The organism is Streptomyces sp. NPDC102360 (assembly GCF_044766085.1).
In the GTDB taxonomy this organism is placed as follows: domain Bacteria; phylum Actinomycetota; class Actinomycetes; order Streptomycetales; family Streptomycetaceae; genus Streptomyces.
In genome coordinates this window covers 178,092-203,040 of the sequence record NZ_JBIWLG010000004.1, presented here as the reverse complement: position 1 = coordinate 203,040, position 24,949 = coordinate 178,092, and the positions used below count along the sequence as shown (strand labels likewise).

Annotated in this window: 20 protein-coding genes and 1 riboswitch; of the genes, 12 read left to right on the top strand and 8 right to left on the bottom strand. The window is 71.7% G+C overall.

Annotated features, from left to right (window positions below):
* Nucleotides 1–5: 5 nt before the first annotated feature.
* Nucleotides 6–1,799 (bottom strand): DUF6049 family protein, encoded by a 1,794-nt coding sequence (locus ACIRHA_RS19205; protein WP_403846948.1) that lies wholly within the window; start codon nucleotides 1,797–1,799, stop codon nucleotides 6–8.
* A gap of 430 nt (nucleotides 1,800–2,229) precedes the next feature.
* On the opposite strand from ACIRHA_RS19205, the gene cbiE reads away from it, so the two are divergent.
* From cbiE to ACIRHA_RS19160, 9 genes are all read left to right on the top strand, one after another.
* On the top strand, nucleotides 2,230–3,474 hold the full coding sequence (cbiE, locus tag ACIRHA_RS19200; RefSeq protein WP_403846946.1) for a precorrin-6y C5,15-methyltransferase (decarboxylating) subunit CbiE: 1,245 nt from the start codon (nucleotides 2,230–2,232) through the stop codon (nucleotides 3,472–3,474).
* The gene (gene cobM, locus ACIRHA_RS19195; protein ID WP_403846944.1) at nucleotides 3,471–4,226 is read left to right on the top strand and encodes a precorrin-4 C(11)-methyltransferase; all 756 of its coding nucleotides are present in this window, start codon (nucleotides 3,471–3,473) and stop codon (nucleotides 4,224–4,226) included. Before cbiE ends, cobM begins: the two co-directional genes overlap by 4 nt.
* A gap of 378 nt (nucleotides 4,227–4,604) precedes the next feature.
* Nucleotides 4,605–5,003, top strand: coding sequence for a hypothetical protein (locus ACIRHA_RS19190; RefSeq protein WP_403846942.1), 399 nt, complete (start codon nucleotides 4,605–4,607; stop codon nucleotides 5,001–5,003).
* Between the two features lie 184 nt (nucleotides 5,004–5,187).
* Nucleotides 5,188–6,144 (top strand): hypothetical protein, encoded by a 957-nt coding sequence (locus tag ACIRHA_RS19185; protein ID WP_403846940.1) that lies wholly within the window; start codon nucleotides 5,188–5,190, stop codon nucleotides 6,142–6,144.
* Nucleotides 6,145–6,204: 60 nt separating this feature from the next.
* Nucleotides 6,205–7,683, top strand: coding sequence for a peptidoglycan-binding protein (locus tag ACIRHA_RS19180; protein WP_403846938.1), 1,479 nt, complete (start codon nucleotides 6,205–6,207; stop codon nucleotides 7,681–7,683).
* Entirely contained in the window at nucleotides 7,680–8,414 is a 735-nt protein-coding gene (locus ACIRHA_RS19175; protein WP_403846935.1) for an ABC transporter ATP-binding protein, read from the top strand. Before ACIRHA_RS19180 ends, ACIRHA_RS19175 begins: the two co-directional genes overlap by 4 nt.
* A 20-nt stretch (nucleotides 8,415–8,434) precedes the next feature.
* Nucleotides 8,435–9,703: an ABC transporter permease gene (locus tag ACIRHA_RS19170; RefSeq protein ID WP_403847667.1), complete on the top strand. Its 1,269-nt coding sequence runs from the start codon at nucleotides 8,435–8,437 to the stop codon at nucleotides 9,701–9,703.
* Nucleotides 9,704–9,801: 98 nt separating this feature from the next.
* Nucleotides 9,802–10,311: a SigE family RNA polymerase sigma factor gene (locus tag ACIRHA_RS19165; RefSeq protein ID WP_403846933.1), complete on the top strand. Its 510-nt coding sequence runs from the start codon at nucleotides 9,802–9,804 to the stop codon at nucleotides 10,309–10,311.
* 20 nt (nucleotides 10,312–10,331) lie between these two features.
* Nucleotides 10,332–11,411, top strand: a complete 1,080-nt coding sequence (locus ACIRHA_RS19160) for a hypothetical protein (RefSeq protein ID WP_403846931.1) — start codon at nucleotides 10,332–10,334, stop codon at nucleotides 11,409–11,411.
* A 16-nt stretch (nucleotides 11,412–11,427) separates the two neighbouring features.
* Here ACIRHA_RS19160 and ACIRHA_RS19155 read toward each other — a convergent pair whose 3' ends face one another.
* Nucleotides 11,428–12,630, bottom strand: a complete 1,203-nt coding sequence (locus ACIRHA_RS19155; RefSeq protein WP_403846929.1) for a cobalt-precorrin-5B (C(1))-methyltransferase — start codon at nucleotides 12,628–12,630, stop codon at nucleotides 11,428–11,430.
* An 11-nt stretch (nucleotides 12,631–12,641) separates the two neighbouring features.
* Between ACIRHA_RS19155 and ACIRHA_RS19150 the strand changes: the two genes are divergently transcribed.
* Nucleotides 12,642–13,379: a cobalt-precorrin-6A reductase gene (locus tag ACIRHA_RS19150; RefSeq protein WP_403846927.1), complete on the top strand. Its 738-nt coding sequence runs from the start codon at nucleotides 12,642–12,644 to the stop codon at nucleotides 13,377–13,379.
* A 49-nt stretch (nucleotides 13,380–13,428) separates the two neighbouring features.
* On the opposite strand, the gene cobJ is transcribed toward ACIRHA_RS19150, so the two are convergent.
* From cobJ to cobG, 3 genes are read right to left on the bottom strand one after another with little or no spacing between them, the layout of a single operon-like run.
* Nucleotides 13,429–14,964 carry a precorrin-3B C(17)-methyltransferase gene (gene cobJ / locus ACIRHA_RS19145; RefSeq protein ID WP_403846925.1) on the bottom strand — a complete coding sequence of 512 codons (1,536 nt, stop codon included), beginning with the start codon at nucleotides 14,962–14,964 and terminating at the stop codon, nucleotides 13,429–13,431.
* Nucleotides 14,961–15,611, bottom strand: coding sequence for a precorrin-8X methylmutase (locus ACIRHA_RS19140; RefSeq protein WP_403846923.1), 651 nt, complete (start codon nucleotides 15,609–15,611; stop codon nucleotides 14,961–14,963). Before ACIRHA_RS19140 ends, cobJ begins: the two co-directional genes overlap by 4 nt.
* Before the next feature lie 8 nt (nucleotides 15,612–15,619).
* The gene (gene cobG / locus ACIRHA_RS19135; RefSeq protein ID WP_403846921.1) at nucleotides 15,620–16,912 is read right to left on the bottom strand and encodes a precorrin-3B synthase; all 1,293 of its coding nucleotides are present in this window, start codon (nucleotides 16,910–16,912) and stop codon (nucleotides 15,620–15,622) included.
* A gap of 118 nt (nucleotides 16,913–17,030) precedes the next feature.
* Nucleotides 17,031–17,103, top strand: a riboswitch (cobalamin riboswitch).
* 53 nt (nucleotides 17,104–17,156) lie between these two features.
* On the opposite strand from cobG, the gene cobN reads away from it, so the two are divergent.
* Entirely contained in the window at nucleotides 17,157–20,843 is a 3,687-nt protein-coding gene (cobN, locus tag ACIRHA_RS19130; protein WP_403846919.1) for a cobaltochelatase subunit CobN, read from the top strand.
* A gap of 13 nt (nucleotides 20,844–20,856) precedes the next feature.
* Here cobN and ACIRHA_RS19125 read toward each other — a convergent pair whose 3' ends face one another.
* The 3 genes from ACIRHA_RS19125 to ACIRHA_RS19115 all read right to left on the bottom strand — a co-directional run bounded on the left by ACIRHA_RS19125 (nucleotide 20,857) and on the right by ACIRHA_RS19115 (nucleotide 24,454).
* Nucleotides 20,857–23,328, bottom strand: a complete 2,472-nt coding sequence (locus ACIRHA_RS19125; RefSeq protein ID WP_403846917.1) for a polysaccharide lyase family 8 super-sandwich domain-containing protein — start codon at nucleotides 23,326–23,328, stop codon at nucleotides 20,857–20,859.
* Nucleotides 23,329–23,416: 88 nt separating this feature from the next.
* Complete coding sequence (locus ACIRHA_RS19120; protein WP_403846914.1) at nucleotides 23,417–24,079, bottom strand: Uma2 family endonuclease; 663 nt, start codon at nucleotides 24,077–24,079, stop codon at nucleotides 23,417–23,419.
* Nucleotides 24,080–24,304: 225 nt separating this feature from the next.
* A complete protein-coding gene (locus ACIRHA_RS19115) occupies nucleotides 24,305–24,454 on the bottom strand; it encodes a hypothetical protein (RefSeq protein ID WP_403846912.1) in 150 nt (49 codons plus the stop codon).
* 168 nt (nucleotides 24,455–24,622) lie between these two features.
* Between ACIRHA_RS19115 and ACIRHA_RS19110 the strand changes: the two genes are divergently transcribed.
* Nucleotides 24,623–24,874 (top strand): GntR family transcriptional regulator, encoded by a 252-nt coding sequence (locus ACIRHA_RS19110; protein WP_403846910.1) that lies wholly within the window; start codon nucleotides 24,623–24,625, stop codon nucleotides 24,872–24,874.
* The last annotated feature ends 75 nt before the right edge of the window (nucleotides 24,875–24,949 follow it).

The window sequence follows — 24,949 nt, the reverse complement described above, 5'->3', positions numbered from 1 at the left end:
GGTGGTCAGTCCTTGCTCGTGCTCTCGTCCTGGCCGTCCCCGTTCCCGTTGCGCCTGCGGACGCGGCGCATGCGGAACACGGCGGCCAGGACGATGAGCCCGACGCCCGTCGTCACCACGGCGATCGACCCGGAGGACACCGACGTCACGTCGACCTCGAAGGTCATCTCGTCGCCCCACGGCTTGCCGTCGCTCGTCGTGTAGAGCTGCGCCGTCAGATGCGCCTTGCCGTTGGCCTTCGCGGTGACGTCGATCTGGGAGGTGTGGCTCGCCGAACCCTCGGCCGACACGGAGATCTTGTCGTCGTTGACCCTGAGGCGCTCGGAGTCGCTGGACGTGAGGCGCAGTTCGAGTCCGGAGACCTCCTGCTGAAGCGCGTTGTCGACCGTGACCGGGATCGAGGCGTCGCCCGACGTGACGGTGACGGTGGTCTTCGGCACCAGGCGCAGCGACGTCACCGACGTCGACAGGAAGGCCGTCGTACGGTCCTGGAACGTCTCCTGCGCGGAATCCTCCTCCACGCGCCAGGCGGTGGCCAGGGCGCGGGCCATCGCCGCGTGCACGGACTCCGTGGTGTCCTTCGGGTCGGCGAGCACCTTGCTGAGGGTCGCGAGCCCGTCCAGGTTGCCCGCGGCGTCGGTCAACCGGTCCTTGCCGAGCTCGCTGTCGCGCAGCCGCGGGGGGTACGCGGACGGGGACCCGGCCTTTCCTTCCACCGGGTCGTCGTCGGCCGCGCGGAGGTCCTGGAGGTCCAGCCAGCCGTCCTTGGTGCCGGAGTCGACGGCGGCGCCGAGCGCGTCCGCCGCCGTGCCCGACAGATTGCGGGGCGGTACGAGGACCGGGCGGGCGTTCGCCTTGAGGAGCGCGGTGATGTGGTCGACGGTGGCCTTGCCCGCGGTGTCGGGGCTCGCGGAGGCCTCCGGGCCGGGGGACGACGCGGAGCCGTCGGGCGACGGTGACATCGACGGCGAGGCGGTCGGAGTGGGCTCGGGCGCCTGGTCCTTGACGCGGCCGAGCGCGGCCGTCAGGTCGGCCTCGTAGGGCAGCGCCGTCATCGCGTCGTCGCCGCTGCCCACGGTCACCGGGTCGGTGTCCGCGGGCGTGAGCCCCTGGCCCGAGGCGAGGACGCGGGTCACGCCGAGCTTGGCGCCGAGCGCGGTCACATCGGAGTCGAGCGCGCCGTCGGCGGGCCAGCCGAGCCCGGAGCGGGTGGAGGTGTCGAGGGCCCGGTCGACCCGCTTCTTCGCGTCGGCCGCGAGCCCGGACACGACCTCCGTGAGGTCCTCGGTGTCGGTGCCGGGGTGGTGGGCCAGCGAGGCGAGGTCCGTGTCGGCGTACGGCAGGAGCCAGACCTCGCGGCCCTTCACGGCCTCCCGCAGCGCCGTGAGCCAGGCGCGGGCCGCGCCCTGGCCCGTGCCCTCGGTGGTGTCCTGCGGGGAGGCGGAGTCGGCGTCCTTCGCGACGCGGTAGCCGGTGGACATCGCTTGTGCGGCGATCACCACGTCCGGGTCGAGCACCCAGCTGACGTCGCGGCCCTTGCCCGCGTCGACGACCTCGCGCAGGCGGCCGCCGGGGGCGAACAGGCCGGCGAGCGAGTCGTCGTCGAAGACGGGCTTCGCGTCCGAACCGGAGCCGAGGGCTGCCGCCGTCATGTGGGGGGTCGCGGTGACCGGCCAGACGACGGTGGTGGGTGCGGGGTCGTCCGCGGCGTTCGCCTCCGGCGTGGTGGCGGGCAGGGCGGAGGCCCCGACCACCATGGCGGTCACGGCCCACGCCCGTGCCGTTCCGTATCCCGCCATGTTCTTCCTGCCTCCCGCCGGTGCCGACCGCTCTGAGGTAACACGGTGCCCGCGACGCTACGGGGGACCGGCACCGCACGCGGCGCGTCGCCCACGCCTCGGGGCTCCGCCCCGCACCCCGCGCCTCAATCGCCGGCGGGGCTTGATATTTCACGCCCTTGCGGCGCTCGAGCCATTCAAGCCCCTGCGGCGCTCGAGCCCTTCAAGCCCCTGCGGTGACCGAGCCATTCAAGCCCCTGCGGCGTTTGAGCAGCGGGGTGCGGGGCGGAGCCCCGATCTTTTGAGCCTCGCACTTTCGACGAGAGCCCGCGGGGGCCGGGGCGGGGCCCCGAGGCGTTACGCACGGTGCCCGCGGTCGAGGCGGATCCGGTGTCGCCCGATAGAGTGCGGCTCCCACGTGTACGTTCTTGACGCCCCGAGGTACCTGTCAGTGACCCCCGCGAACCCGGCCCCACCAAAGGTCACCGTCGTCGGAATCGGCGCGGACGGCTGGCCGGGCCTGCCGGAGACCTCCCGCGAGGCCCTCCGCACCGCGGACGCGGTCATCGGCGGCCCCCGCCAACTCGCCCTGCTCCCACCGGAATGCGCCGGCGAACGCATCCCCTGGCCCTCGCCGCTGCGCCCCGCCGTGCCCGGCCTCCTGGCGCGCCACGAGGGACGCCGTGTCGCCGTCCTGGCGAGCGGCGACCCGATGTTCTACGGCATCGGCCGCACGCTCACCGAAACCGTCGGCCCCGACGCGCTGCGCGTCCTGCCGCACCCGTCCTCCACGTCCTACGCCTGCGCCCGCCTCGGCTGGCCCGTCGAGGAGACCGAGGTGGTCACCCTGGTGGGCCGCCCGGCCGACCGGCTCGCCGCCGCACTGCACCACGGCCGCCGCGTGCTCGTCCTCTCCGCGGGCGCGGACACCCCCGCCGAGGTCGCGGAGCTGCTCACCGAAAGGGGCTTCGGACCGAGCCGCCTGACCGTCCTGGAACGCCTCGGCGCCGTGGAAGAGACGTCGTACGAGGAAGTGGCCGAGGCCTGGACGCACGCGCCCGGCGACCCGCTGAACGTGATCGCCGTCGACTGCCGCCGCGCCCCCGACACCCTGCGCCTCGGCGCCGCACCCGGCCTGCCCGACACCGCGTACGAACACGACGGCCAGCTGACCAAGCGCCACGTCCGCGCCGCGACGCTCGCCGCGCTCGCGCCCGCCCCCGGGGAACTGTTGTGGGACATCGGCGCCGGCTCGGGCTCCATCGGCATCGAGTGGATGCGCACCCACCCGTCCTGCCGCGCGTACGCCGTGGAGCGCGATGCGGAACGCGCGTCCCGCATCGAGCGGAACGCGGCGCGGCTCGGGGTGCCGGGCCTGACCGTCGTCACCGGCCCCGCACCCAAGGCGCTGGCCGAACTCCCGGCCCCCGACGCCGTGTTCATCGGCGGCGGCCTCACCGCCCCCGGCCTGCTCGACGCCTGCTGGGAAGCGCTCGCACCGGGCGGCCGCCTGGTGGCCAACACGGTCACCCTCGAATCCGAGGCGCTGCTCGCCACCTGGTACCGGAGCCACGGCGGCGAACTGGTGAAGCTGTCCGTCGCGCACGCGGTGCCGGTCGGCGGCTTCACGGGCTGGCGGCAGGCGATGCCGGTCACGCAATGGTCCGTAACGAAAACAGGGGTTGAGCAGCAGTGACCGTCTACTTCATCGGGGCGGGCCCCGGCGCCGCCGACCTGATCACGGTCCGCGGCGCGCGCACGCTCGCGAACTGCCAGGTGTGCCTGTACGCGGGTTCGCTGGTCCCGGCCGAACTCCTCGCCGAATGCCCGCGGGACGCGAAGCTGATCGACACGGCGAACCTCGATCTCGACGCCATCGAGCGGGAGTTCGCGGCGGCGCACGAGGCCGGCCACGACGTGGCCCGCCTGCACTCCGGCGACCCGTCGGTGTTCTCCGCGGTGGCGGAGCAGATGCGCCGCCTGGACGCGCTCGGCATCCCGTACGAGATGGTGCCCGGGGTCCCGGCGTTCGCGGCGGCGGCAGCGGCCCTGAAGCGCGAACTGACGGTGCCGACGGTCGGCCAGACGGTGATCCTGACCCGTATCGCCCAGCAGGCCACTCCGATGCCTCCCGGCGAGGACCTGGCGACGCTCGGCGCAAGCGGCGCGCTCCTCGTCCTGCACCTGGGCGCGCGCTACGTGGACCGGATCGTCGCCGAACTGCTTCCGCACTACGGCGCGGACTGCCCCACCGCGGTCGTCGCCTACGCCAGCCGCGAGAACGAACTGGTCCTGCGCGGCACCCTCGCCGACATCGCGGACCAGGTGAAGGCGTCGGGCGTGCTGCGGACCGCCGTGATCATCGTGGGCCGCACGCTGGGCGCCTCCCAGTTCCGGGACAGCCACCTGTACTCCACGGACCGCGACCGCGACTGTTCAGAGGCGTAACTCAGAGGCGTAACTCAGAGGCGTGATTTCAAAGGCACAGCGGGCGTTCAAAACCGGTCAAGATTGCTAAGCGGCCGTTTGGTGGAGGAATTCCCTCCGCTGTGCGATACATGATTATTTAGTCCGCTTCGCGCACATGGGATGTGCGTTCGGCGGCCTTCCAGAATTGGTCTGGACCGAGGCCGTTGACGTGCCCTTTCGTATGCGCGCCGGCCTCGCGGAGTTGCTCAACGCGCGTCCTACAGCCGGTTTCTGGCCACGCGAAAAGTGGATCTCGCTCCCGGGGTGCCGGTGGAGCTAGGTTTCGGGCCGAGCCGCGGCGGGCGACCGCTGTCGGCTGCTCGTTTCGTGCTTTCCAGACACCCTGAAAGGAAGTCCATGCGCCTCAGAAATCTGGCCGTCGCCTCGGCGGTCGCCCTGGCCGGCGTCGGTACCGCCCTCAGCACGTCCGGTACGGCCATGGCGGCGGAGTCCTGCACCAGCGGCTACGCCTGCCTGTACTACAACAGCAACTACTCCGGCGCCTTCTACCGGCAGTACTTCAACATCCCCAACTACTCGGGCTACTACTTCAGCGCGAGTTCCTCGGGCAGCGCCGGCGCCGGACTGCCGGTCAAGAACAACGTCGCCTCCGTCGACAACTGGGACTTCAACAACGGTTTCCGCATGTACTACAACAGCAACTACGCGGGCACGTCCCAGTCGATCGCGGCCGGTGGGGCAGCGAACCTGAACACCTCGCTGAAGAACGAGAACGCGTCGGGCAAGTTCTACTAGGCCGACCCGACGTAGGCCGACCCGACGGCCGGGTCCCTGACCTCGGCCGACCGCTCCTCGCAAGTTGAGCAGGTTGAGCAAGAGGTGCGCTGCCCAATGCAGCTGGGCAGCGCACCTCCGCGGCCGGAATTCTAGCGATACGCCTCTTCGCCGAACACCAATCAGGTCAAGGACGTTCATCATCATGCGCACCAGCAACTTCCGCCTTCCCCTGGCCTTGCTCGGCGCCACGGTCGCCGTCGCGGTGCTGGCCGGATGCAGTGACGAAGCGGACGGGGCGGCGCACGCGTCGTCCGGGGGCGGCGCGGGCACCCCCAAGGTCTCCTCCGTACCGAAACTGACGTCGGTCACGGACAAGTCGCTGCCCATCGACGCGTACCTGATGAGCGACGACCAGCTCGACAAGATGCAGAAGGCCGAGTTCACGCTGCGCGAGAGGTGCATGGAGCGCTTCGGTATCGCGTACCGGGTGCCCGCCGCGGAGCAGGCGTTCCGCCCGAAGAGCCGTACGCAGTTCAGGTACGGCGTGACGGACGCCGACGCCGTCGCCACCCACGGGTACAAGCCGGCCGGTTCGGAGAAGACGGCACAGCGGACCAAGCCGCAGGAGCTGAGCCGGACGGCCAACATGGTGCTGACCGGCACCGACGACCCGAACGTGAAGCCCGGATCCACCGCCGCGAAGGGTGGTCAGGACTACCAGGGCAAGAAGGTCCCGGCCGGTGGCTGCATCGGGGAGGCGCGGGCGAAGCTCGGGGCCTCCGGGGCGCAGTCCTACGGCGGTGACGTGACCGCCAACAAGGTCAACACGGACAGCTGGGCCAAGTCCTACGACGACGAACGCGTCCGCGCCGCCTTCGCGAAGTGGTCGTCCTGCATGAAGAAGCAGGGCTATGTCTACGCCGACCCGATGAAGGCCGGGGACGACCCCGCGTGGCAGAAGGCCACCGTCGCCACCGCCAAGGAGCGCCGGGTCGCGTCGGCGGACGTCGACTGCAAGGTCAAGTACAACGTCGTCGGAACCTGGTACACCGTCGAGGTCGCCTACCAGAACCAGATGATCGAGCAGGACGCGCAGGCCCTCGCCGAGGCGAAGAAGGCCAAGGAGAAGCAGCTCAAGCTGATGGCCGAGGTCTCGTAACGCCGGGGCGCTCCCGAAGCGTCAAGCAGTCGAAGAGCTCGCCCGGCCTGGAGAGGTGCCGTGTCCCAACCAGCACAACACGTACGCCAGTTGACACCCGAGGAACCCCTCGCCGCCGCGGACCGTGGCCTGTCGCGGAAGCGGAAGTGGGTGGCGGTCGTGGCCGCGGCGGCGGTGCTGCTGACCGGGGCGGGGATCGCGGCCTCGTTCGTCGTGAAGTCCCCCGCGCAGGCCGCGGCGGACGCGAAGGCGCCGCCCGAGGCCGTACTGACCGCTCCCGTGGAGAAGCGGGTGCTGAAGGACTCCGTGATCCTGCGGGGCACGGTGGTGGCCGGGCAGACCGTCGACGTGGCGCCGGCCGGCGGCGGCACGGAGGGCACGACCGGCTCCGTGGTCACCAAGGCGCCCAAGCCGGTGGGCACGCGGGTCCAGGCCGGGCAGGTCCTGACCGAGATATCCGGCCGCCCGGTGTTCGCGCTCAAGGGCAAGGTGCCCGTCTACCGCGACCTCAAGCCGGGCTCCACGGGCGCCGATGTGGCCCAACTCCAGCGTGCCCTGGCGGGGTTGGGACACACGACCGGGAGCGACGGCTCGGGCACGTTCGGGGCGGGGACCAAGAGCGCCCTGGCCGCGTTCTACGCGTCGATCGGCTACAGCCCGGTGTCCGCGCAGAGCGACGGCGCCGCGACGGTGCAGTCCGCGCAGGATGCCGTCACCGCGGCCGACCGCGCGTGGGAGGACGCCAAGGACGCACGGGACAAGCACGCCGACGACGAGACGCGCAAGGCCGTGGACCGGGCCGCGGAGGATCTTGAGCGGGCGCGGAGCCGGCTGGACCGCGCGCAGGTGGCGGCCGGGCCCATGCTGCCCGCATCGGAGGTCGTGTACCTGTCCGGCTTCCCCGCCCGGGTCGACAGCGTGAACGCGGTGCTCGGTTCGGCGGCCACCGGCAAGGTGATGACGGTCTCCGCGGGCCGGCTCGCCGTCGACGGTTACCTCCAGGAGTCCCAGAAGGGCCTGGTCAGAGCCGGGCAGAAGGTGCAGATCCGCTCGGAGGCGACGGGGTTCACGACGGCCGCCTCGGTCCGCTCGGTGGCGGACATCATGGCCGCCGCGCAGGACGGTGCGGCGGCGCAGGGGGCCGCGGGGGCCGACGCGGGTTCCGGTGAAGGCGCCGGTTCGGGCTCCGGGGCCGGGTCCGGCGGCGACGGCGCCGCGCAGGGCTATCTGATGGTGGTCACCCCGGACAAGGCGCTGCCCGGCGACACGGTGGGGCAGGACGTCAGGCTGACCGTCGAAGCGGCGTCCACGAAGGGCGAGGCGCTGGTGGTGCCGGTGACGGCGATCTCCTCGGCCGGGGACGGCAGCACGGTGGTGACGGTTCGTCAAAAAGGTGGCACACAGCGCCGGGTGGAGGTACGGACGGGCACGTCGGGAGACGGGTTCGTGGCCGTGACCCCGGCCGCCGGAGCACGGCTCGCCGAGGGCGAAGAGGTCGTCACCGGAGTGAAGTCGGCCGCCACGGGGGCCGGGCGATGACGCCCGCCGAGTGGGCCGACGCCCCTGTCACCGAGTTTAGTGAGGCCGACGCTCCTGTCATCGAGTTCCGTCAGGTGGGTCTCACCTACCCCGGCCCGCCACCGGTTCCGGCCTTCCGGCCCTGCGACATCCGTATCGACGAGGGCGAGTTCGTCACCGTGATCGGCCCGTCCGGATCCGGGAAGTCGACCTTCCTGAACATCGTCGGACTGCTCGACGCCCCCACCGAGGGCACGTACCTGCTGGACGGCATCGACATCGGCACGCTCAGGGACGGCGACCGCACCGCGCTGCGCGGCCGCCGCATCGGGTTCGTCTTCCAGTCCTTCCACCTGCTGCCGCACCGCAGCGCGTCCGAGAACGTGCTGCTCGCCATGGTCTACAACGGCACACCGCGCGCCGAACGCGCGGACCGCGCCCGGCAGGCACTGGAGCGGGTCGGCCTCGGCCACCGCGTCGACTCCCTGCCCACCCGGCTGTCCGGCGGGGAACGCCAGCGTGTCGCGATCGCCCGCGCCCTGGTCTCCCGCCCCTCGCTGCTGCTCTGCGACGAGCCGACCGGCAACCTGGACAGCAAGAACGCGGAATCGGTCCTCGGCCTCCTCGAAGAACTGCACGGAGCGGGGATGACGGTCCTGGTCATCACCCACGACCCCACCGTCGCCGCACGGGGCGCACGCACGGTCGCCATCCGCGACGGGGTCCTCCACGAGCAGGTGGCCGCCACGTGAACCACCGCAGACGACGCGGACTGCCCGCACGGTGGCCGTGGCGGCGCCGATCCGGCGGACGCCGCGAGGGACCCGTCGCCCCCTCCGTCCTCGCCCCGCGCGATCTGCTGGGCGAGTCCGTGGCCGGCATGCTGCAGCGGCCCGCGCGCTCGGCGCTCACCGCGCTCGGCACGGTCCTCGGGGTGGGCACCTTCGTGGCGATCCTCGGGCTGACCGCCACCACGTCCTCCCAGATCGACGCGCGCTTCAACATCCTGACCGCCACCGAGGTCGACATCGAGGACATCGGCATCGAGCAGAACGAGTTCGTGCACCTCGCGTTCCCGCGCGACTCCGACGCCCGCGTCGAGCGGCTGCCCGGTGTCGAACACGCCGGTGTCTACTGGACGGTGGACACCCGCAGCACCGACGCGACGATCCGCGCCTCACCCGTCGGCGACACCGCGTCGGGCGAACGCGCGGACATCGTCGCCGCGTCCCCCGGAGTCCTCAAGGCGGCGGTCCCGCACGTGGCGCAGGGCCGGGTGTACGACGCGTACGCGGAGCGCACGGCGCAGCCCGTCGTCATGATCGGTGCGGGGATGGCCTCGCGGCTCGGCATCACGACCCTCGAGACGCACCCCGCGGTCTTCATCGGGGACCAGCCGTTCACCGTGGTCGGCATCATCGACGACGTGAAACGCAAGGCGGACCTGCTGCTGTCGGTCGTCGTCCCCCGTTCCACCGCGGTGAAACTGTGGGGCGAACCCGGAGCGGGCGGCGCGAAGATGCTCATCGCCACGAAGATCGGCGCGGCGCAGCAGGTGGCGAAGGTGGTGCCGACGGCGCTGCGCCCCGACCACCCCGAGTACTTCAAGGCCGAGCCGCCACCGGACCCCAAGACACTGCGCTCCCATGTCACCTCGGACCTTCAGCAGCTCTTCCTCCTGCTCGCCGCGATCTGTCTGGTCATCGGGGCGGTCGGCATCGCCAACACCACCCTGGTCGCCGTCCTCGAACGGACCGGTGAGATCGGGCTGCGGCGGGCCCTCGGCGCGCGGGGCGGCCACATCACGCTTCAATTCCTCGCGGAATCGGGGGCGTTGGGCGCGCTCGGCGGGCTGATCGGCACCAGCCTCGGCACCCTGACGGTGGTCGGCGTCGCCGTCGCGCGCGACTGGACGCCCGTGGTCCATCCGACGACGGTTGCGGCGGCCCCCGTCATCGGCCTGGTCACCGGCCTCGTGGCCGGGCTCTATCCGGCGTGGCGGGCCTCCCGCATCCAGCCGGCGGAGGCGTTGCGCCGGTAGTTCGGGTACTTCGGCCGGGCGCGTAACGCGACGGCAGGCCCAAGGCGTCATGACGGGTGTGGGAGCGGACACGAGGCCAGGCCGGGAGAGGAAGACCCATGGGTGGATCAGCTCGTAGGGATGCGGAGATCGAGTCCTTCATGCGCGCCGTGAGCCCGCGTCTCTTCCGTGCCGCCCTTCTCGTCTGTGGCGACTGGCATCTGGCAGAGGACCTGGTGCAGACCACATTGGGCAAGGTCTTCGTGTCCTGGGGGAGAGTCCGCAAGGCGGACAGTCCGCAGGCGTACGTGCGCACCATGCTGATGCGCACCTACCTCTCGCATGTCCGGCTGCATCGGACGTACGAGAAGCCTGTGGACCGTCTGCCGGACAACCCCTCGGCGTCCCACGATCCCGCCCTGCGAGTCGCCCTGTCCCGGGCCCTGGCGCAGCTGACGCCGAAGGACCGGGCCGTGGTCGTGCTGCGCTACTGGGAGGACCGGAGCGTCGCCCAGGCCGCCGCGGACCTGGGCATGAGCGCGGGCAGCGTGCGGATCCGCAGCATGCGCGCGCTGGCGCAGCTGCGCGCATCGCTGGGCGGCGAGTACGACGCTCTCGTCAGTCACTGAGGAGAAGGAACCCATCAGTCATGAACTCGTCGACGAACTCGCCCATGGATTCGCCCATGCACGGGGAGGACCAGGAATTCGCGCCCCGTGTGCGGCAGCTCCTCGAGGCATACGGCGGTGAACTCACCCCCTTTGAGGCCGACTTGGTGGCAGGCGGCCTTGCCAGGGGCCGACGGATGAGGCGGCGCAGGCGGGCCCTGTGGGGCTCCGCGGGCTTCACCCTCGCGGCGGGGCTCACCGCGGGCGCGCTGGCAGGCGGGGTCCTGCCGGGTGGCGGAGGTGGCGACGAAACGTCCGTGGCCCGGGGCGCCGACACGGTCGTCACCGTCCCCGACTTCTCACCGGCCGCCGCGCGGATCGCCGCGCCCGCCGGAAAGGAGGCCCTCACGGGGAAGGCGTCCGTGGCCGCACTCAAGTCGCTGCTCCCCGGCGCCCCGGCCACCGGCGGCTACCAGTGGTGGGACGGCCCGGCGGGCAAGGAGCGAGCCGCGAACGCGGGCGGGCGGCTGCTCGTCACCACCGGCGGCGGCCGGGCGGAGGCGACGGTGAGCGTGGAGGGGAACTTCCAGCTCGCCACGGTCGACGCACTGAGCAAGGACGCCGCGCGCAAGAACGCGGAAGGCGGCAAAGCGGAAGGCGGGAAGCAGGACAAGAGCGGCACCACCGCTCCGGACAAGTCGGCGGCGGAGGAAACAGCGGGCGAATCGGGGGAGGGCGCGAAAGACGGCGCCGGAGGAAAGGGCAAGGCACTCCGCCCGGTCACCAAGGCGCAGCTCCAGACCTTCTACTCCTGTGAGGCCCGCCGCGAGAGCGGGGTGCGGCAGACCTCCTGCGACGCGCGCAACCTCGCGGACGGCTCGGTGCGCATCAGCTACGAGGAGAGGTCGGGGAAGCTGGTCCGGCGCACCAGCGACATACTCCGCAAGGACGGCACCCGTGTCGTCGTGACCGTCTCCAACAGCACGGACGGCAAGCACGGCCCGGCGACCCTGGCGGCCCCGCCGCTGAGCGAGGCGCAGGTGGCGGCCGTCGCCACGAGTGCGAAGTGGCAGCCGTGGGTGGACCCGTCCGTGAACGAGAACGCCGAGAGCTTGTCGTGACCCGTGCCCTGGCGGGTCACGCGATGTCGCTGCGCCCCACCACGTTCCCCGCACGGTCGATGCAGATGACGTCGACTGCGACAGGGGCGCCGCGCAGTACCGCGAGGGCCTCGTCGCGGGCCGTCCTCGCCACCAGGTCACCGAGCGGGACACCTGCGGCCGTGCACAGTTGGAGGGCGGCGAGACCCGTGTTGGCCTCGGCGATCTCCTGGGCGAGGGCATCCGACGCCCCGCCCCCGCGCGCCAGTTCCGCCAGGAACCCCTTGTCGACCTGTGACCGCCCCGAGTGCAGATCCAGGTGGCCCGCCGCCAGCTTGGACAGCTTGGCGAAGCCGCCGCAGATGGTCAGGCGGCCGACCGGGTGGCGGCGGATGTACTTCAGGACCGCGCCCGCGAAGTCGCCCATGTCGAGCAACGCGTCCTCGGGCAGGGCGTGTTCACGGACAACCGTCTTCTCGGACGTCGATCCTGTGCAGCCCGCGACATGCGTACGGCCCGCGGCGCGCGCCACGTCGACGCCGCGCCGGATCGAGTCGATCCACGCCGAGCACGAGTAGGGCACGACGATCCCCGTCGTGCCGAGCACCGACAGACCGCCGAGGATCCCGAGCCGGGGGTTCCAGGTCGAGCGGGCGATCTCCTCGCCGTGATCGATGGAGACCGTGACCTCTACGTCTAGGTCTCCGTCTCCGTCTCCGTCTACGGCGCCGGGGGCGCGGTGCGCGGCCGCGACCTCCGCGAGGTGCGTGCGGATCATCTCGCGCGGCACCGGGTTGATGGCGGGCTCGCCGACCGGCAGCGGAAGCCCTGGCCGGGTGATGGTGCCGACGCCGGGCCCCGCCTTGAACACCACTCCCGAACCGGGCGGGAGGCGTCGCACCGTGGACCGGACGAGCGCGCCGTGTGTGACGTCCGGGTCGTCGCCGGCGTCCTTGACCACGCCTGCCGTCGCCGAATCCCCGTCGTGGGACTCGACCGCGAGGGCGAACGACGGTGTCTGCCCCTTCGGCAGCGTGATCGTCACCGGGTCGGGGAACTCGCCGGTCAGCAGCGCCGTGTACGCGGCCGTGGTCGCGGCGGTCGCGCAGGCACCGGTCGTCCAGCCGGGCCGCAGACCGGTGTGCTTGAGTTGGGCGCTGCGCCCCCCTTTCGCCTCTGCCCCTGCCTCTGCCCCCGCCCCTGACTCGGTCCCTGGCTCTGTCCCTGTCTCACTACTCATGGAGTTCCCCGATGCCGCACGTGCTGATTCTCGGCGGGACGACCGAGGCCCGGCACCTGGCCGAGGCCCTGCACCCGCGGGTCCGCGTGACCAGCTCGCTCGCGGGCCGCGTCGCGGCGCCTCGGCTGCCGGCCGGTGAGGTGCGGATCGGCGGGTTCGGCGGGGCGGAGGGCATGGCGGAGTGGATCCGCGAGCAGTCCGTGTCCGCGGTCATCGATGCCACCCATCCCTTCGCCGAGACGATCAGTTTCAACGCGGCGCGGGCCGCCGCCACCGCCCATGTTCCCCTGCTCGCGCTGCGACGGCCCGGCTGGGTGCCGGGTCCGGGGGACGACTGGCGGGAGGTCGGGTCCCTGACGGAGGCGGCCGAGGCGGTACGGGGGGCGGGGCGGGTCTTCCTCACGACCGGGCGGATGGGTTTGGCCGCGTTCGCCCACGTCGACGACGTCGACTTCCTCGTACGGTCCGTGGATGCGCCGGAGCCGCCGTTTCCGCCGCGGATGGAGGTGCTCCTGGACCGGGGCCCGTTCACGCTGCCCGGCGAACGCGCGGTCCTCGCGGACCACGCCATCGACGTCCTGGTGACGAAGGACAGCGGCGGCGCCGCGACGTCCCCGAAGCTGGTCGCCGCGCGCGAGGCGGGCGTGCCGGTGGTGGTGATCCGCCGCCCCCCGGTGCCGACCGGGATCCCGGTGGCCACCACCGTGGAGGAAGCCACGAAGTGGCTTCACGCCGCACCGATCTTTTGAGCCCCGCCGGCGATTGAGGCGCGGGGTCCGGGGCAGCGCCCCGTGGCCGTTACACGGTGCCGGGTTCGGGGTATCGGCGCGGGGTCCACGTCACCGTTCGGCCGTCCGCACGGACGACCGCCCGGGTCTGCGACGACCCGACGATCAGCAACGTACGCATGTCGACGACCTCGGGGTCCAGGTCGGCGAGGCGGACGACCCGCACACTCTCCTCGGCCCCGCCGACGTCCCGTGCCAAAACCACAGGCGTATCCGGCAGCCGCAGCTCAAGGAGCAACTCCCGCGCCTTTCCCACCTGCCAGGTCCGGCTCCGCGACCCGGGGTTGTACAGCGCCAGCACCAGATCCGCCGCGGCAGCCGTCCGCAACCGCTCCGCGATGACCTCCCACGGCTTGAGCCGGTCGGACAGCGAGATCGTCGCGTAGTCGTGCCCGAGCGGCGCCCCCGCCTTCGCCGCCGCCGCGTTGGCCGCGGTCACCCCCGGCAGAACGCGCACGGGAATCCCCGCGTACCGCTCCTCCGAGGCGACTTCGAGCACCGCCGTCGCCATCGCGAAGACACCGGGATCGCCCCCGGAGACGACCGCGACGCGATGCCCGCGCCGCGCCAGGTCGAGGGCGAACTCGGCGCGCTCGGACTCGACCTTGTTGTCCGAGCCGTGCCGCACCTGCCCCGGCCGTCCGGGGACGCGCGCGAGGTACGTGGTGTATCCGACCAGGTCGTCGGCGTTGGCCAGCGCGCCGCGCGACTCCGGCGTCAGCCAGGGCGCACCCGCGGGACCGGTACCGACGACCACGACCTCACCACGAGCCGGATCCAGGCCCAGACCCGAATCCGCCACCGGCTCCGCGTCGACCCGGGAGGGCAGCACGGCGACGGAGAAGTACGGCACGGACTCCGGGTCGATGTCGGCCAGCGCCCCCGTCCGCTCACCGTCCATGAAGGCCCGCTCGACATAACGCGCGTCGTCGAGCCGGCCCGAACCCTCGATCGCCGCCCGCACCTTGGTGAACGTACGCCCCAGCTTCATGACGACAGCGGAGTCCGCGGCGGCGATCCGCGCGGACAACTCGTCCTCCGGGAGCGTGCCGGGGATGACGGTCAGCGTCTCCTTGTCCTCGCACAGCGGCTGCCCGAGCCGCGCGGCGGCGGCGCTGATGGACGTGACACCCGGAATGACGGTCGCCTCGTACCGGTTGGCGAGCCGCTTGTGCATGTGCTGGTACGAGCCGTAGAACATCGGGTCGCCCTCGGCGAGCACGGCGACGGTACGCCCGGCGTCGAGGTGGCCGGCGAGCAGCGCCGCGGCTTCCTCGTAGAAGTCGTCGAGCGCCCCCCGGTACCCGCCGGGATGATCCGTCGTCTCGACCGTGAGCGGATACATCAGCCGCTCCTCGATCTGCTCCGCGCGGATGTGCTCCGCGGCGATCGAGCGGGCGATGGAACGCCCGTGGCGCGCGCAGTGGTACGCGATGACGTCGGCGGAGGCGATCGCCTTCACGGCGGCGACGGTCATCAACTCCGGGTCGCCGGGCCCGAGTCCGACGCCGTACAGCTTTCCCCGCTGGGAAGGGATGGTGCTCATGCCCGGTCCTCCATGATCTCCGCCTCGGTCGCGATGGCGTTCAGTGCGGCGGCGGTGATGGCGCTGCCGCCCCTGCGTCCTCGTACGACGAGGTGGTCGAGGCCCAGTTCGTTCGCGGCGAGCGCGTCCTTCGACTCGGCGGCGCCGACGAAGCCGACGGGTATGCCGATGATCGCGGCGGGCTTCGGCGCGCCCTTCGCGATCATCTCCAGGAGGTGGAAGAGCGCGGTGGGCGCGTTGCCGATCGCGACGACGGCGCCGTCGAGCCGGTCACGCCACAGTTCGAGCGCGGCGGCACTGCGTGTGGTCCCCAACTCGGCTGCCAGCTCCGGCACTTGAGGATCCCTCAGCGTGCAGATCACCTCATTCTCGGCCGGCAGCCGCTTGCGGGTGACGCCGCTGGCGACCATGTGGGCGTCGCACAGGATGGGCGCGCCTGCGCGCAGCGCGGCGCGGGCGTTCGCCACGACGCCGGTCGAGTAGCCGATGTCCTGTACGAGATCCACCTGGCCGCAGGCGTGGATCATGCGGACCGCCACCTGGGCGAGGTCGGCGGGCAGCGCCGCGAGTCCGTCCGCGGCTTCCGCGCGGATCGTGGCAAAGGACTCGCGGTAGATCGCCGCGCCGTCCTTCTCGTAGTCGAACACGGTGGGTCTCAGCTCTCGGTGTGATGGGGGACGGTGGGGACGGTGATGGTGTGGCCGCCGCCGGGCTGCGCGACGACGTCGACGTACGGCTCGGCGGGGTGCCCGCAGCGACGCTCGCAGCCGGACCAGTAGGTGGGGAGTTCGGGGTGCGCGTCCGCGATGCGGGCGGTGGCCTCGGCCCGCACGTCGGCGTGCGACTTGGCGCATCCGGGGCGCCCGATACATGCGGCGACGCGGGTCCAGGGGGAGGTGGGGTCGGCCACGAGCCCGGTGCCGGCGAGCCGCTCGATCTGCTCCGGCGTGGCTCCGGGCACGACGACGCTCCGCCAGGGCGTCAACCGAAGCTCCCGCCCGGCGACCGCGACGAGGGCCTCCCACTGGCGGGGCCCAATAGCCCCGAACGGAACGGTCACCACGGGGCTGAAGCCGTCGTCATCGGCACGCGGCACCGTGGGCCGCCTTGCCCACCCTGCCGCCCCAGGCGGCAGACTGCCCAAGGCGGGGTCGGCGCCATCAGGCCCCTGGGCACCATCAAGCCCCGCCGGCGATTGAGGCGCGGGGTCCGGGGCGGAGCCCCGGGGCGTCAACGCCGGGTGGGCGGCCAGGAGTTCGGTCAGCTCATCCCGGGAGGCGGAAAGTTCACGGACCCGCCAAACCCGCCCACCCGCCCCCCGGGCAACCGCAACAAACACCTCCGCCGCCGCAACGGCAACCTCCGCCGCGCGACCGTACGGAACCCGAACCCCCGCCTCGCCGAGGAAGACCTCCGCCCCACCCGACGAGGTGCCACGAACCAGGACATCCGGAGCGAGCGCCGCGACATCCCCCCGCCCGTCGTCCAACCCGAACAGAAACCGCCCGGACAACTCCGGCGTGACGGAACTCGCACACACCGCCGCGTCAAGACCGGTCAACCACTCCCGTACGTCCACGAAACCGCGACCATCGAGCCCCGACATCGGCGAAGCCACCACGTTGCGGACCCGCTCGTGCGCCGCCGAAGGCAACAGCCCCGCCGCCCCGAGCGCCTCCGCGAGCTCACCCCCGCACCCGTCCCGAAGCCCTCGCAGTTGCACATTCCCCCGCGAGGTGAGGTGCAGCATCCCGTCCCCGAGCCGCCCCGCCACCCCGGCGAGCACCCGCGCCTGGTCCACGCTCAGCACCCCGCCGGGGATCCGCACCCGCGCGAGAAACCCGTCGTCGGCCATGTGCAGCCGCAAAGCGCCCGGGCAGGCGTCACCGGAGCCCGCACCCGGCTCAGGGGCCGGGACGGATATCGGAGGGACGGGGGAGGGGGACATGCCGGGGAGCATACCTATGGGCTCTTTCCACCACCCCGTACCAGGTCGTCGCCCGGCACCGTACGATGCTCGGTGGCTGCCCGTACCCGGTCGGCCATCGCCGGCGACGGCGACAGGGGAGGAAGCCCGGTGCGATTCCGGCGCGGTCCCGCCACTGTGAGCTCTCCGCCCGGAGAGCGAGCCAGGAACTCCCTTCACCACGACCACCCGGGGCGCGGACACCCCGAGGAAGGCCAGACGACGCATGCCTCAGCAGCTCCTGCTCCTGTCGACGTCGGACACCGACCTGCTCAGCGCTCGTGCGGCCAACGCCGCCGGCGCTCCGGTCGCCTACCGCTTCGACAACCCTTCCCGCATCGACGTGGAGACGGACCTGCCGGCCCTCCTCGACGGCGTGGACCTGGTGGTCGTACGCCTCCTCGGCGGCGTCCGCGCCTGGCAGGACGGCATCGACCGGCTGACCGCCGCGGGGATCCCGCTGGTCGTCCTCACCGGTGAACAGGCCCCCGACGCCCAGCTGATGGCGACGTCCACGGTGCCGGTCGGCATCGCGGCCGAGGCGCACAAGTACCTGGCGCACGGCGGCCCGCAGAACCTGGACCAGCTGGCCCGCTTCCTCTCTGACACGGTGCTGCTGACCGGCCACGGCTTCGAGCCGCCGGTGGCCGCGCCGACCTGGGGCGAGCTGGAGCGCGAGCCCTCGACGCAGCACGACGGCGCCCCCACGGTCGCCGTGCTCTACTACCGCGCCCACCACATGAGCGGCAACACGGCGTTCGTGCACGGTCTCTGCGACGAGATCGAGCGTGCGGGTGCCCGGCCCCTGCCGCTGTACGTCGCGTCCCTCCGTGCCCCCGAACCGGAGTTGATCGACGCCCTGCGCCCGGTCGGCGCGATCGTCACGACGGTCCTCGCGGCCGGCGGCACGAAGCCCGCCCAGGCGAGCGCCGGCGGCGACGACGAGTCGTGGGACGCGGGCGCGCTCACGCAGCTCGACGTCCCGATCCTCCAGGCCCTGTGCCTGACCTCCTCCCGCGCCGACTGGGAGGCCAACGACGAGGGCGTCTCGCCGCTGGACGCCGCGAGCCAGATCGCGGTGCCGGAGTTCGACGGCCGCCTCATCACCGTCCCGTTCTCCTTCAAGGAGATCGACGAGGACGGGCTCCCGGCGTACGTCGCCGACGCCGAGCGGGCGGCGCGGGTGGCCGGGATCGCGGTGCGTCACGCGCGCCTCAAGCAGATCCCGGCGGCGGACAAGAAGCTCGCGCTCGTCCTGTCCGCGTACCCGACGAAGCACTCGCGCATCGGCAACGCGGTGGGCCTGGACACCCCGGCCTCCGCGGTGGCGCTGCTGCGCCGGCTCCTCGACGAGGGCTACGACTTCGGGGACAAGGCCGAGATCCCGGGCCTGGCGTCCGGCGACGGCGACGAGCTGATCCGCGCGCTCATCGACGCGGGCGGCCACGACCAGGAGTGGCTGACCGAGGAGCAGCTCGCGAAGAACCCGGTCCGCATTCCGGCCGCCGACTACAAGCGCTGGTACGCGACGCTGCCGCAGGAGCTGCGGGACGGCGTCGAGCGGCACTGGGGTCCGCCGCCCGGCGAGATGTTCGTGGACCGTTCCAGCAACCCCGAGGGCGACATCGTGCTCGCGGCGCTGCGGCGCGGCAATCTGCTCGTCCTCATCCAGCCGCCGCGCGGCTTCGGCGAGAACCCGATCGCGATCTACCACGACCCCGATCTCCCGCCGTCCCACCACTACTTGGCGGCGTACCGCTGGATCGCGGCGTCGGCCGGTGACGGTGGTTTCGGCGCGGACGCGATGATCCACCTCGGCAAGCACGGCAACCTGGAGTGGCTGCCGGGCAAGAACGCGGGGCTCTCGGCGGCGTGCGGGCCGGACGCGGCGCTCGGCGACCTGCCGCTGATCTACCCGTTCCTGGTCAACGACCCCGGCGAGGGCACGCAGGCCAAGCGCCGCGTGCACGCCACGCTCATCGACCACCTGGTGCCGCCGATGGCCCGCGCGGACTCCTACGGAGACATCGCCCGCCTTGAGCAACTCCTCGACGAGCACGCCCAGATCGCCGCCATGGACCCGGCGAAGCTGCCCGCGATCCGCGCCCAGATCTGGACCCTCATCCAGGCCGCGAAGCTCGACCACGACCTGGGGGTCGCGGACCGGCCCGAGGACGAGGGCTTCGACGAGTTCATCATGCATCTCGACGGCTGGCTCTGTGAGATCAAGGACGTCCAGATCCGCGACGGTCTGCACGTCCTGGGCCAGGCGCCGGCCGGCGCCGACCGGGTCAACCTCGTCCTCGCGATCCTGCGGGCCCGTCAGATCTGGGGCGGCAACCAGGCCCTGCCGGGGTTGCGGGAGGCGCTCGGCCTGGACGAATCCGCCGCGACCCGTACGGCCGCCGACGAGACGGAGGCGCTGGCCCGCGCCCTCGTCGAGGCGATGGAAGCGGCGGATTGGGACCCGGCAGCGGTCGGTTCAGCCTTGGGCAATCTGCCGCCTGGGGCGGCAGGGTGGGCAAGGCGGCCCACGGTGCCGCGCACCGATAACGACGGGCCCGACCCCGTTGCCGCCATCCTCGACTTCGCGGCGCGCGAGGTCATCCCGCGGCTGAGCGCGACGACGGACGAGCTCGACAACGCCGTCCGTGCGCTCAACGGCCGGTTCGTCCCGGCAGGGCCGAGCGGCTCACCGCTCCGAGGTCTCGTGAACGTGCTGCCGACCGGGCGGAACTTCTACTCGGTGGACCCGAAGGCCGTCCCGAGCCGGCTCGCCTGGGAGACGGGACAGGCCCTCGCCGAGAGCCTCCTCACCCGCTACAAGGACGACAACGGCGACTACCCCACCTCCGTGGGCCTGTCCCTGTGGGGCACGAGCGCCATGCGCACCGCGGGCGACGACATCGCGGAGGCCCTCGCCCTCCTCGGTGTCCGCCCCGTCTGGGACGACGCCTCGCGCCGTGTCACCGGCCTGGAGCCGATCCCGTACGAGGAGCTGAACCGCCCCCGCATCGACGTCACCCTCCGGATCTCCGGCTTCTTCCGCGACGCGTTCCCGCACACCATCGGCCTCCTCGACGACGCGGTCCGCCTCGCCGCGTCCCTCGACGAGCCCGCCGAGCACAACTACGTACGGGCCCACGCCCAGGCGGACCTCGCGGAACACGGCGACGAGCGCCGCGCCACGACCCGTATCTTCGGCTCCCGCCCGGGTACGTACGGCGCCGGTCTCCTCCAGCTGATCGACTCCAAGGACTGGCGCACGGACGCCGACCTGGCCGAGGTCTACACGGTGTGGGGCGGCTACGCGTACGGCCGTGGACTCGACGGAAGGTCCGCCCGTACGGAGATGGAGACCGCCTACAAGCGCATCGCGGTCGCCGCCAAGAACACCGACACCCGCGAGCACGACATCGCCGACTCGGACGACTACTTCCAGTACCACGGCGGCATGGTCGCCACCGTGCGCGCGCTGCGCGGGACCGCCCCCGAGGCGTACATCGGCGACTCCACCCGCCCCGAGACGGTCAAGACCCGCACGCTCGTCGAGGAGACGTCCCGCGTCTTCCGCGCCCGCGTCGTGAACCCCAAGTGGATCGAGGCGATGCGTCGCCACGGCTACAAGGGCGCCTTCGAACTCGCCGCGACGGTGGACTACTTGTTCGGCTACGACGCCACCACCGGCGTCATCGCCGACTGGATGTACGACAAGTTGACCGAGACGTACGTCCTCGACGAGACGAACCGCCAGTTCCTCACGGAGAACAACCCGTGGGCCCTGCACGGCATCGCCGAGCGCCTCCTCGAAGCCGAGTCCCGCGGGATGTGGGAGAAGCCGGACCCGCAGACGCTGGAGGCCCTCCGCCAGGTGTACCTGGAGACGGAGGGCGACCTGGAGGCGGACGAGTAGTCCGCCCCCGGCCTCACCGGCGCAGTGTCACGGTGAAGCTCCGTCCGTACGCGTGGTGCGTGTCGACGTCGAGCCGGGTGCCACCCGGTACGGCGGTGACGCGCACCGCGTCGTCGCCGTCCGCTGTGCGCAGGCGGTGGCCGCGCAGCACGAGCGTGACGGTGTCCCGTTCGGTCGTCGGATCGGACACCGCCACCGTGACCCCGCCGCCTCGCCCGCGCACGAGTACGGACGCCGGGCCCTCGACGTCGAGCCCCGCCGTGCGGTGGGCGCCGGACGTGAAGGTGTTCACCGCCGTGAGCCCGAGCCCCTCGTGGCCCACGGCCTGCATCCGTGACGTGTTCGCGAGCACGCGCGCACCCTCGTACGCGCGCACCGCCGCCTCCGACGCGTTCGGCAGCAACGCGTAGGCGAAGGAAGCGGACTTGGCCCCGGCCGCCTGCTCGACCGTCAGCGAGAACACCCGCTTCGTCACCGCGGTGTCCGGATTCGAGGTGCGTACGACGCGGCGGCTGCGGGTCACCGTGTCGAGCCGCGCCTTCGCGGCGGGCCCGGCGAGCCGTACGTACCCGACCGCCGCGTCCCGCGACCCGTCCGCCCAGCGCACCCACCCGTCGCCCTCGGCCACGGTCACCGCGTCGCCCGCCGGCGCCACGCGCGCGTCGACGGTCGTCGTCACAGCGCGCCCAGCGGCGTCCCCCACCCCCGCCGCGAGCACCACGACCTCGTCGTCCAGCAGGAACCACGACTTCGTCGCCCGCGCCCCGCGATACGCCACGAAGTCGTCGGGCAGGAGCCCCGCCCGCTTGTCCCGCCACGGCACATCGTCGGACGCGACCCACCCGACGGCGCCGTACACGCCGTCCAGCACCGCCCCGCCCGAGTACGTCTGCGTGGCCGTCGGGAAGTACACGTACTTGTTCTGCGATTCGCTGGACGCGGTGAAGTTCAGGGGGTGGTCCGGGTTGTCGTAGAACAGCTTGCCTTCGTACAACTCCGGGACGGTTCCCCGGTGTTCGACGGGCGCGGTCACGCCCGCGAGCCCGTACGGGGAGACGGTGGTGAAGTAGTCGACGCCGAACGCCTGCGTCTGGTCCTGCCCGGCCAGGTACAGATAGTGGGCCCCGTCCCCCTGGAACCACGGCATCAGGTTCTCGCCGCTCATGTACTCGTACTTGCTGATGCGCGCCGAGCTGCGGGAGAGCGTGAAGGCGAAACCGGGGCGGCGGTGAACGGTCCGGTCCATCGCGTTGAAGGCGACGGAGCGGGCCGGCGGGTTGAGGTCGGCCGGCTGGATATCGGGGTCCGCGAGGATGTCGGCGTACCGGACGATGCTCAGCGGGGAGACGAACGTCGCCGGGTCGAGGGTCGCCTTCGACGCGGCGCGCAGGTGCTTCACGTACGCCTTCAAGTCTCGCGCCGCGTCCCCCTCCGACAGCGACGCGAGGTCGACGACCGCCTCGACGATCGTGGCGGAGTCGGCGTACCCGCTGCCCGTCCGCGACACGGCCCGCCCCTTCACCGCCTCCATCATCCAGCCCTCGAAGATCAGCGGCGCGAACCCGTCGCGCACCCACTTCTGCACGGTCGGGACGAGTTCCTCACCGTATGCGAAGCCCGTCCCTTCCAGCAGCTTCAGCGTCTGGATGACGCGCGTGAGCAGGCCTTTTCCATACGAGCCCGTGTACGCGACGGAGGAGTGCTGAATGAAGGACCCGTCGGCGTAGTGCCCGTCGGTGACGCCGTGCCGGAGCCGGTACGGATCCACCGTCGCGAAGACGGTCAGCTGATCGGTGAGGGCCTTGCGGATGCGGGCCTCGTCACCCGTCAGCGCGCCCTGGAGGATGCGGTTGGTGGTGATGTCGGCGAGGTTGGCGCCGGTGTGGAACCGCGAGTCGAGGTCGACGTCGCCGTCCTTGCCGCTGCGCAGATACGCGTCCATGGAGGCGATGTACGTGGTGGTGAGCTCGGCGGGCGCCGCGTCGCCCAGCAGCACCAGCGTCCGGCTGACGTGCTGCGAGATACCTATCTCCCAGGTGAACCAGTTGCCGTAATAACCCTTGGACTGGTCGCCGTAGTACTTCTCGTGCAGCCACGTCAACGCGTCGACGACGCGGTCACGGGGGATGTCCGAGGCGTCCGACGTCCGAGTGGCCAGCGCGATCTCGTAGACCTTCTGATACGTGGTGTTGAGGTTCGGATCGCTGCTGCCGAGCGGCAGCCCCTTGAACAGCTCACCGTCACCGCTCGCGGCGTCCATCGCCGCGAGATTCGCGCGCGCCGTCTTCTCGATCGCGGCGAGCTTGGCGGCGGTCTCCTTACGGGAGTTGGACGCGGGGGTGCCCGCGAACATGTCCGTCGTGTTGGCCAGCAACCGCGCGGCCCCGTCCGCGAGTTGAGCCGCGCTCGCCCACTGCGTGGGCACGGCGGCCAGCACCCCGCTCGCGGCCAGCACACTCAGCAGACGTCTACGGGTGATCTCCATCGGTCGTCCGTCCCTCCGTCGTTCGCCCACGATCGGCACGCGCGCCGGAGTCAAGCAGACGGGTAGATCGACGACAAGGGTCGGACGTTCAGAACGCCAGGTCCTCCCAGGTGACGCTCAGGGCGAAGGGCTCGGGGAACTCGACACCGGGGCCGTCCGGCTCCCACTCGCCGACGGGTACGTACAGCGCGGGCCGCAACGGCTTGACGGCGAGCCCGGCCCGGTCGAGCGCGGCCAGTCCGTAGGCCCGTACAGCGGTGACATCCCAGGATCCGCCGGAGTCGAGCTCGACCTCCCAGTACCAGGGGATGCCGCCCTCCGCGTACCGGTTCATCTTCCACTGCCTGCGCTTGGGGGTGTCCGAACCGGAGAGCACCTCGCCCACGAGCACGGTGTCGCCGACGAAGGTGTCGGCGCCGCGGGGCAGGCAGCGTCGGACCATGAAGTCGGGTGTGAGGAAGGTGGACTTGTCGGCAGTGAAGAAGACGTTGGTCTCCGTGCCGACCTGCCAGCAGCGCTCATCCTTGCCGCGGGTCTCTTCGCGCATGGCACGGCGGGCGGCGGCCTCGAGGGCGTTGCGCACACGTACGGCGAACTGTTGATGCTCCATCGGGCCGCGCCTGTTCCACACGACCCTGCCCTGCCACAGCTCGATGTCCTTGGCGATGTCGCCCGGAAGCTGCCCGAGCTCCTCCCAGGTCAAGGTCTCGGGCAGGTCGAATCCGGCTGCCTCGGATGCGCTGATCGGCATGCCGCCTCCACGGTTCGTGTTCGGTTCTTCACGCTAGTCGTCCCGGGGCCCGCCCCGCAGTCCCCGGATCGGGTGCTGTTCCCGGGGGAGAGTCGGCGCACTGGGGGCACGCGTACACGTTGAACCCGGGGCCTGTGCCCTGGTGCACCTCGGCGACGAGCACGGGCTCGTTCGTGATCACCTCGCACCACACGCACATGCGGACCGGGCGGTGGATGTGTTCGTTCACGCGACTGCTCCTCGTACGTGCTGGTCGAGATCGATCCCGTAATCGGCGGCGAGCACGAGAGCGAGGCGCCTGCGTCTGGGGCCTTCGGCGGCCGGGAGTACGTGAAGCAGCACCCGGGTGAGGGTGCGGCGGATAAGGTCGGTCATCGTCAGCGCTCCTGCTTAAGCGTTGGCCGTGCCCCCGGACGTTGGCCCGTCGCGGGGGTCTTCTGTGTCCGGGACGCTACCCGCTGTCTAACGCGGTAGAACTCGGTTGAACGCTAGTGACAGATACTGGCAGTGCATGACTCCGGTCGGTCGATTACGGTCGCAGTCGTGAGTGAAAAGATCGACCCGACGGCCGCCGAGTACCACTACGTCCAGCTCGCGGAGATCCTTGAACGACGTATCCGGGCAGGCGAGTTCGCCCCCGGAACCCGGATCCCGGGCGAGATGGTGCTGGCGCAGGAGTACGGCATCGGCAACCAGACGGTGCGCCGCGCCCTGGTGATCCTGCGCGAGCGGGGCATCGTGATCACCGTTCACGCCCGCGGCACCTTCGTCGTCCGCGAACTCCCGCCCACTTAAAGCCCCTGCGGCGATTGAGCAGCGGGGTCCGGGGCGGAGCCCCGAGGCCGCAACCCCGGTGCCGCGGGGTGAAGC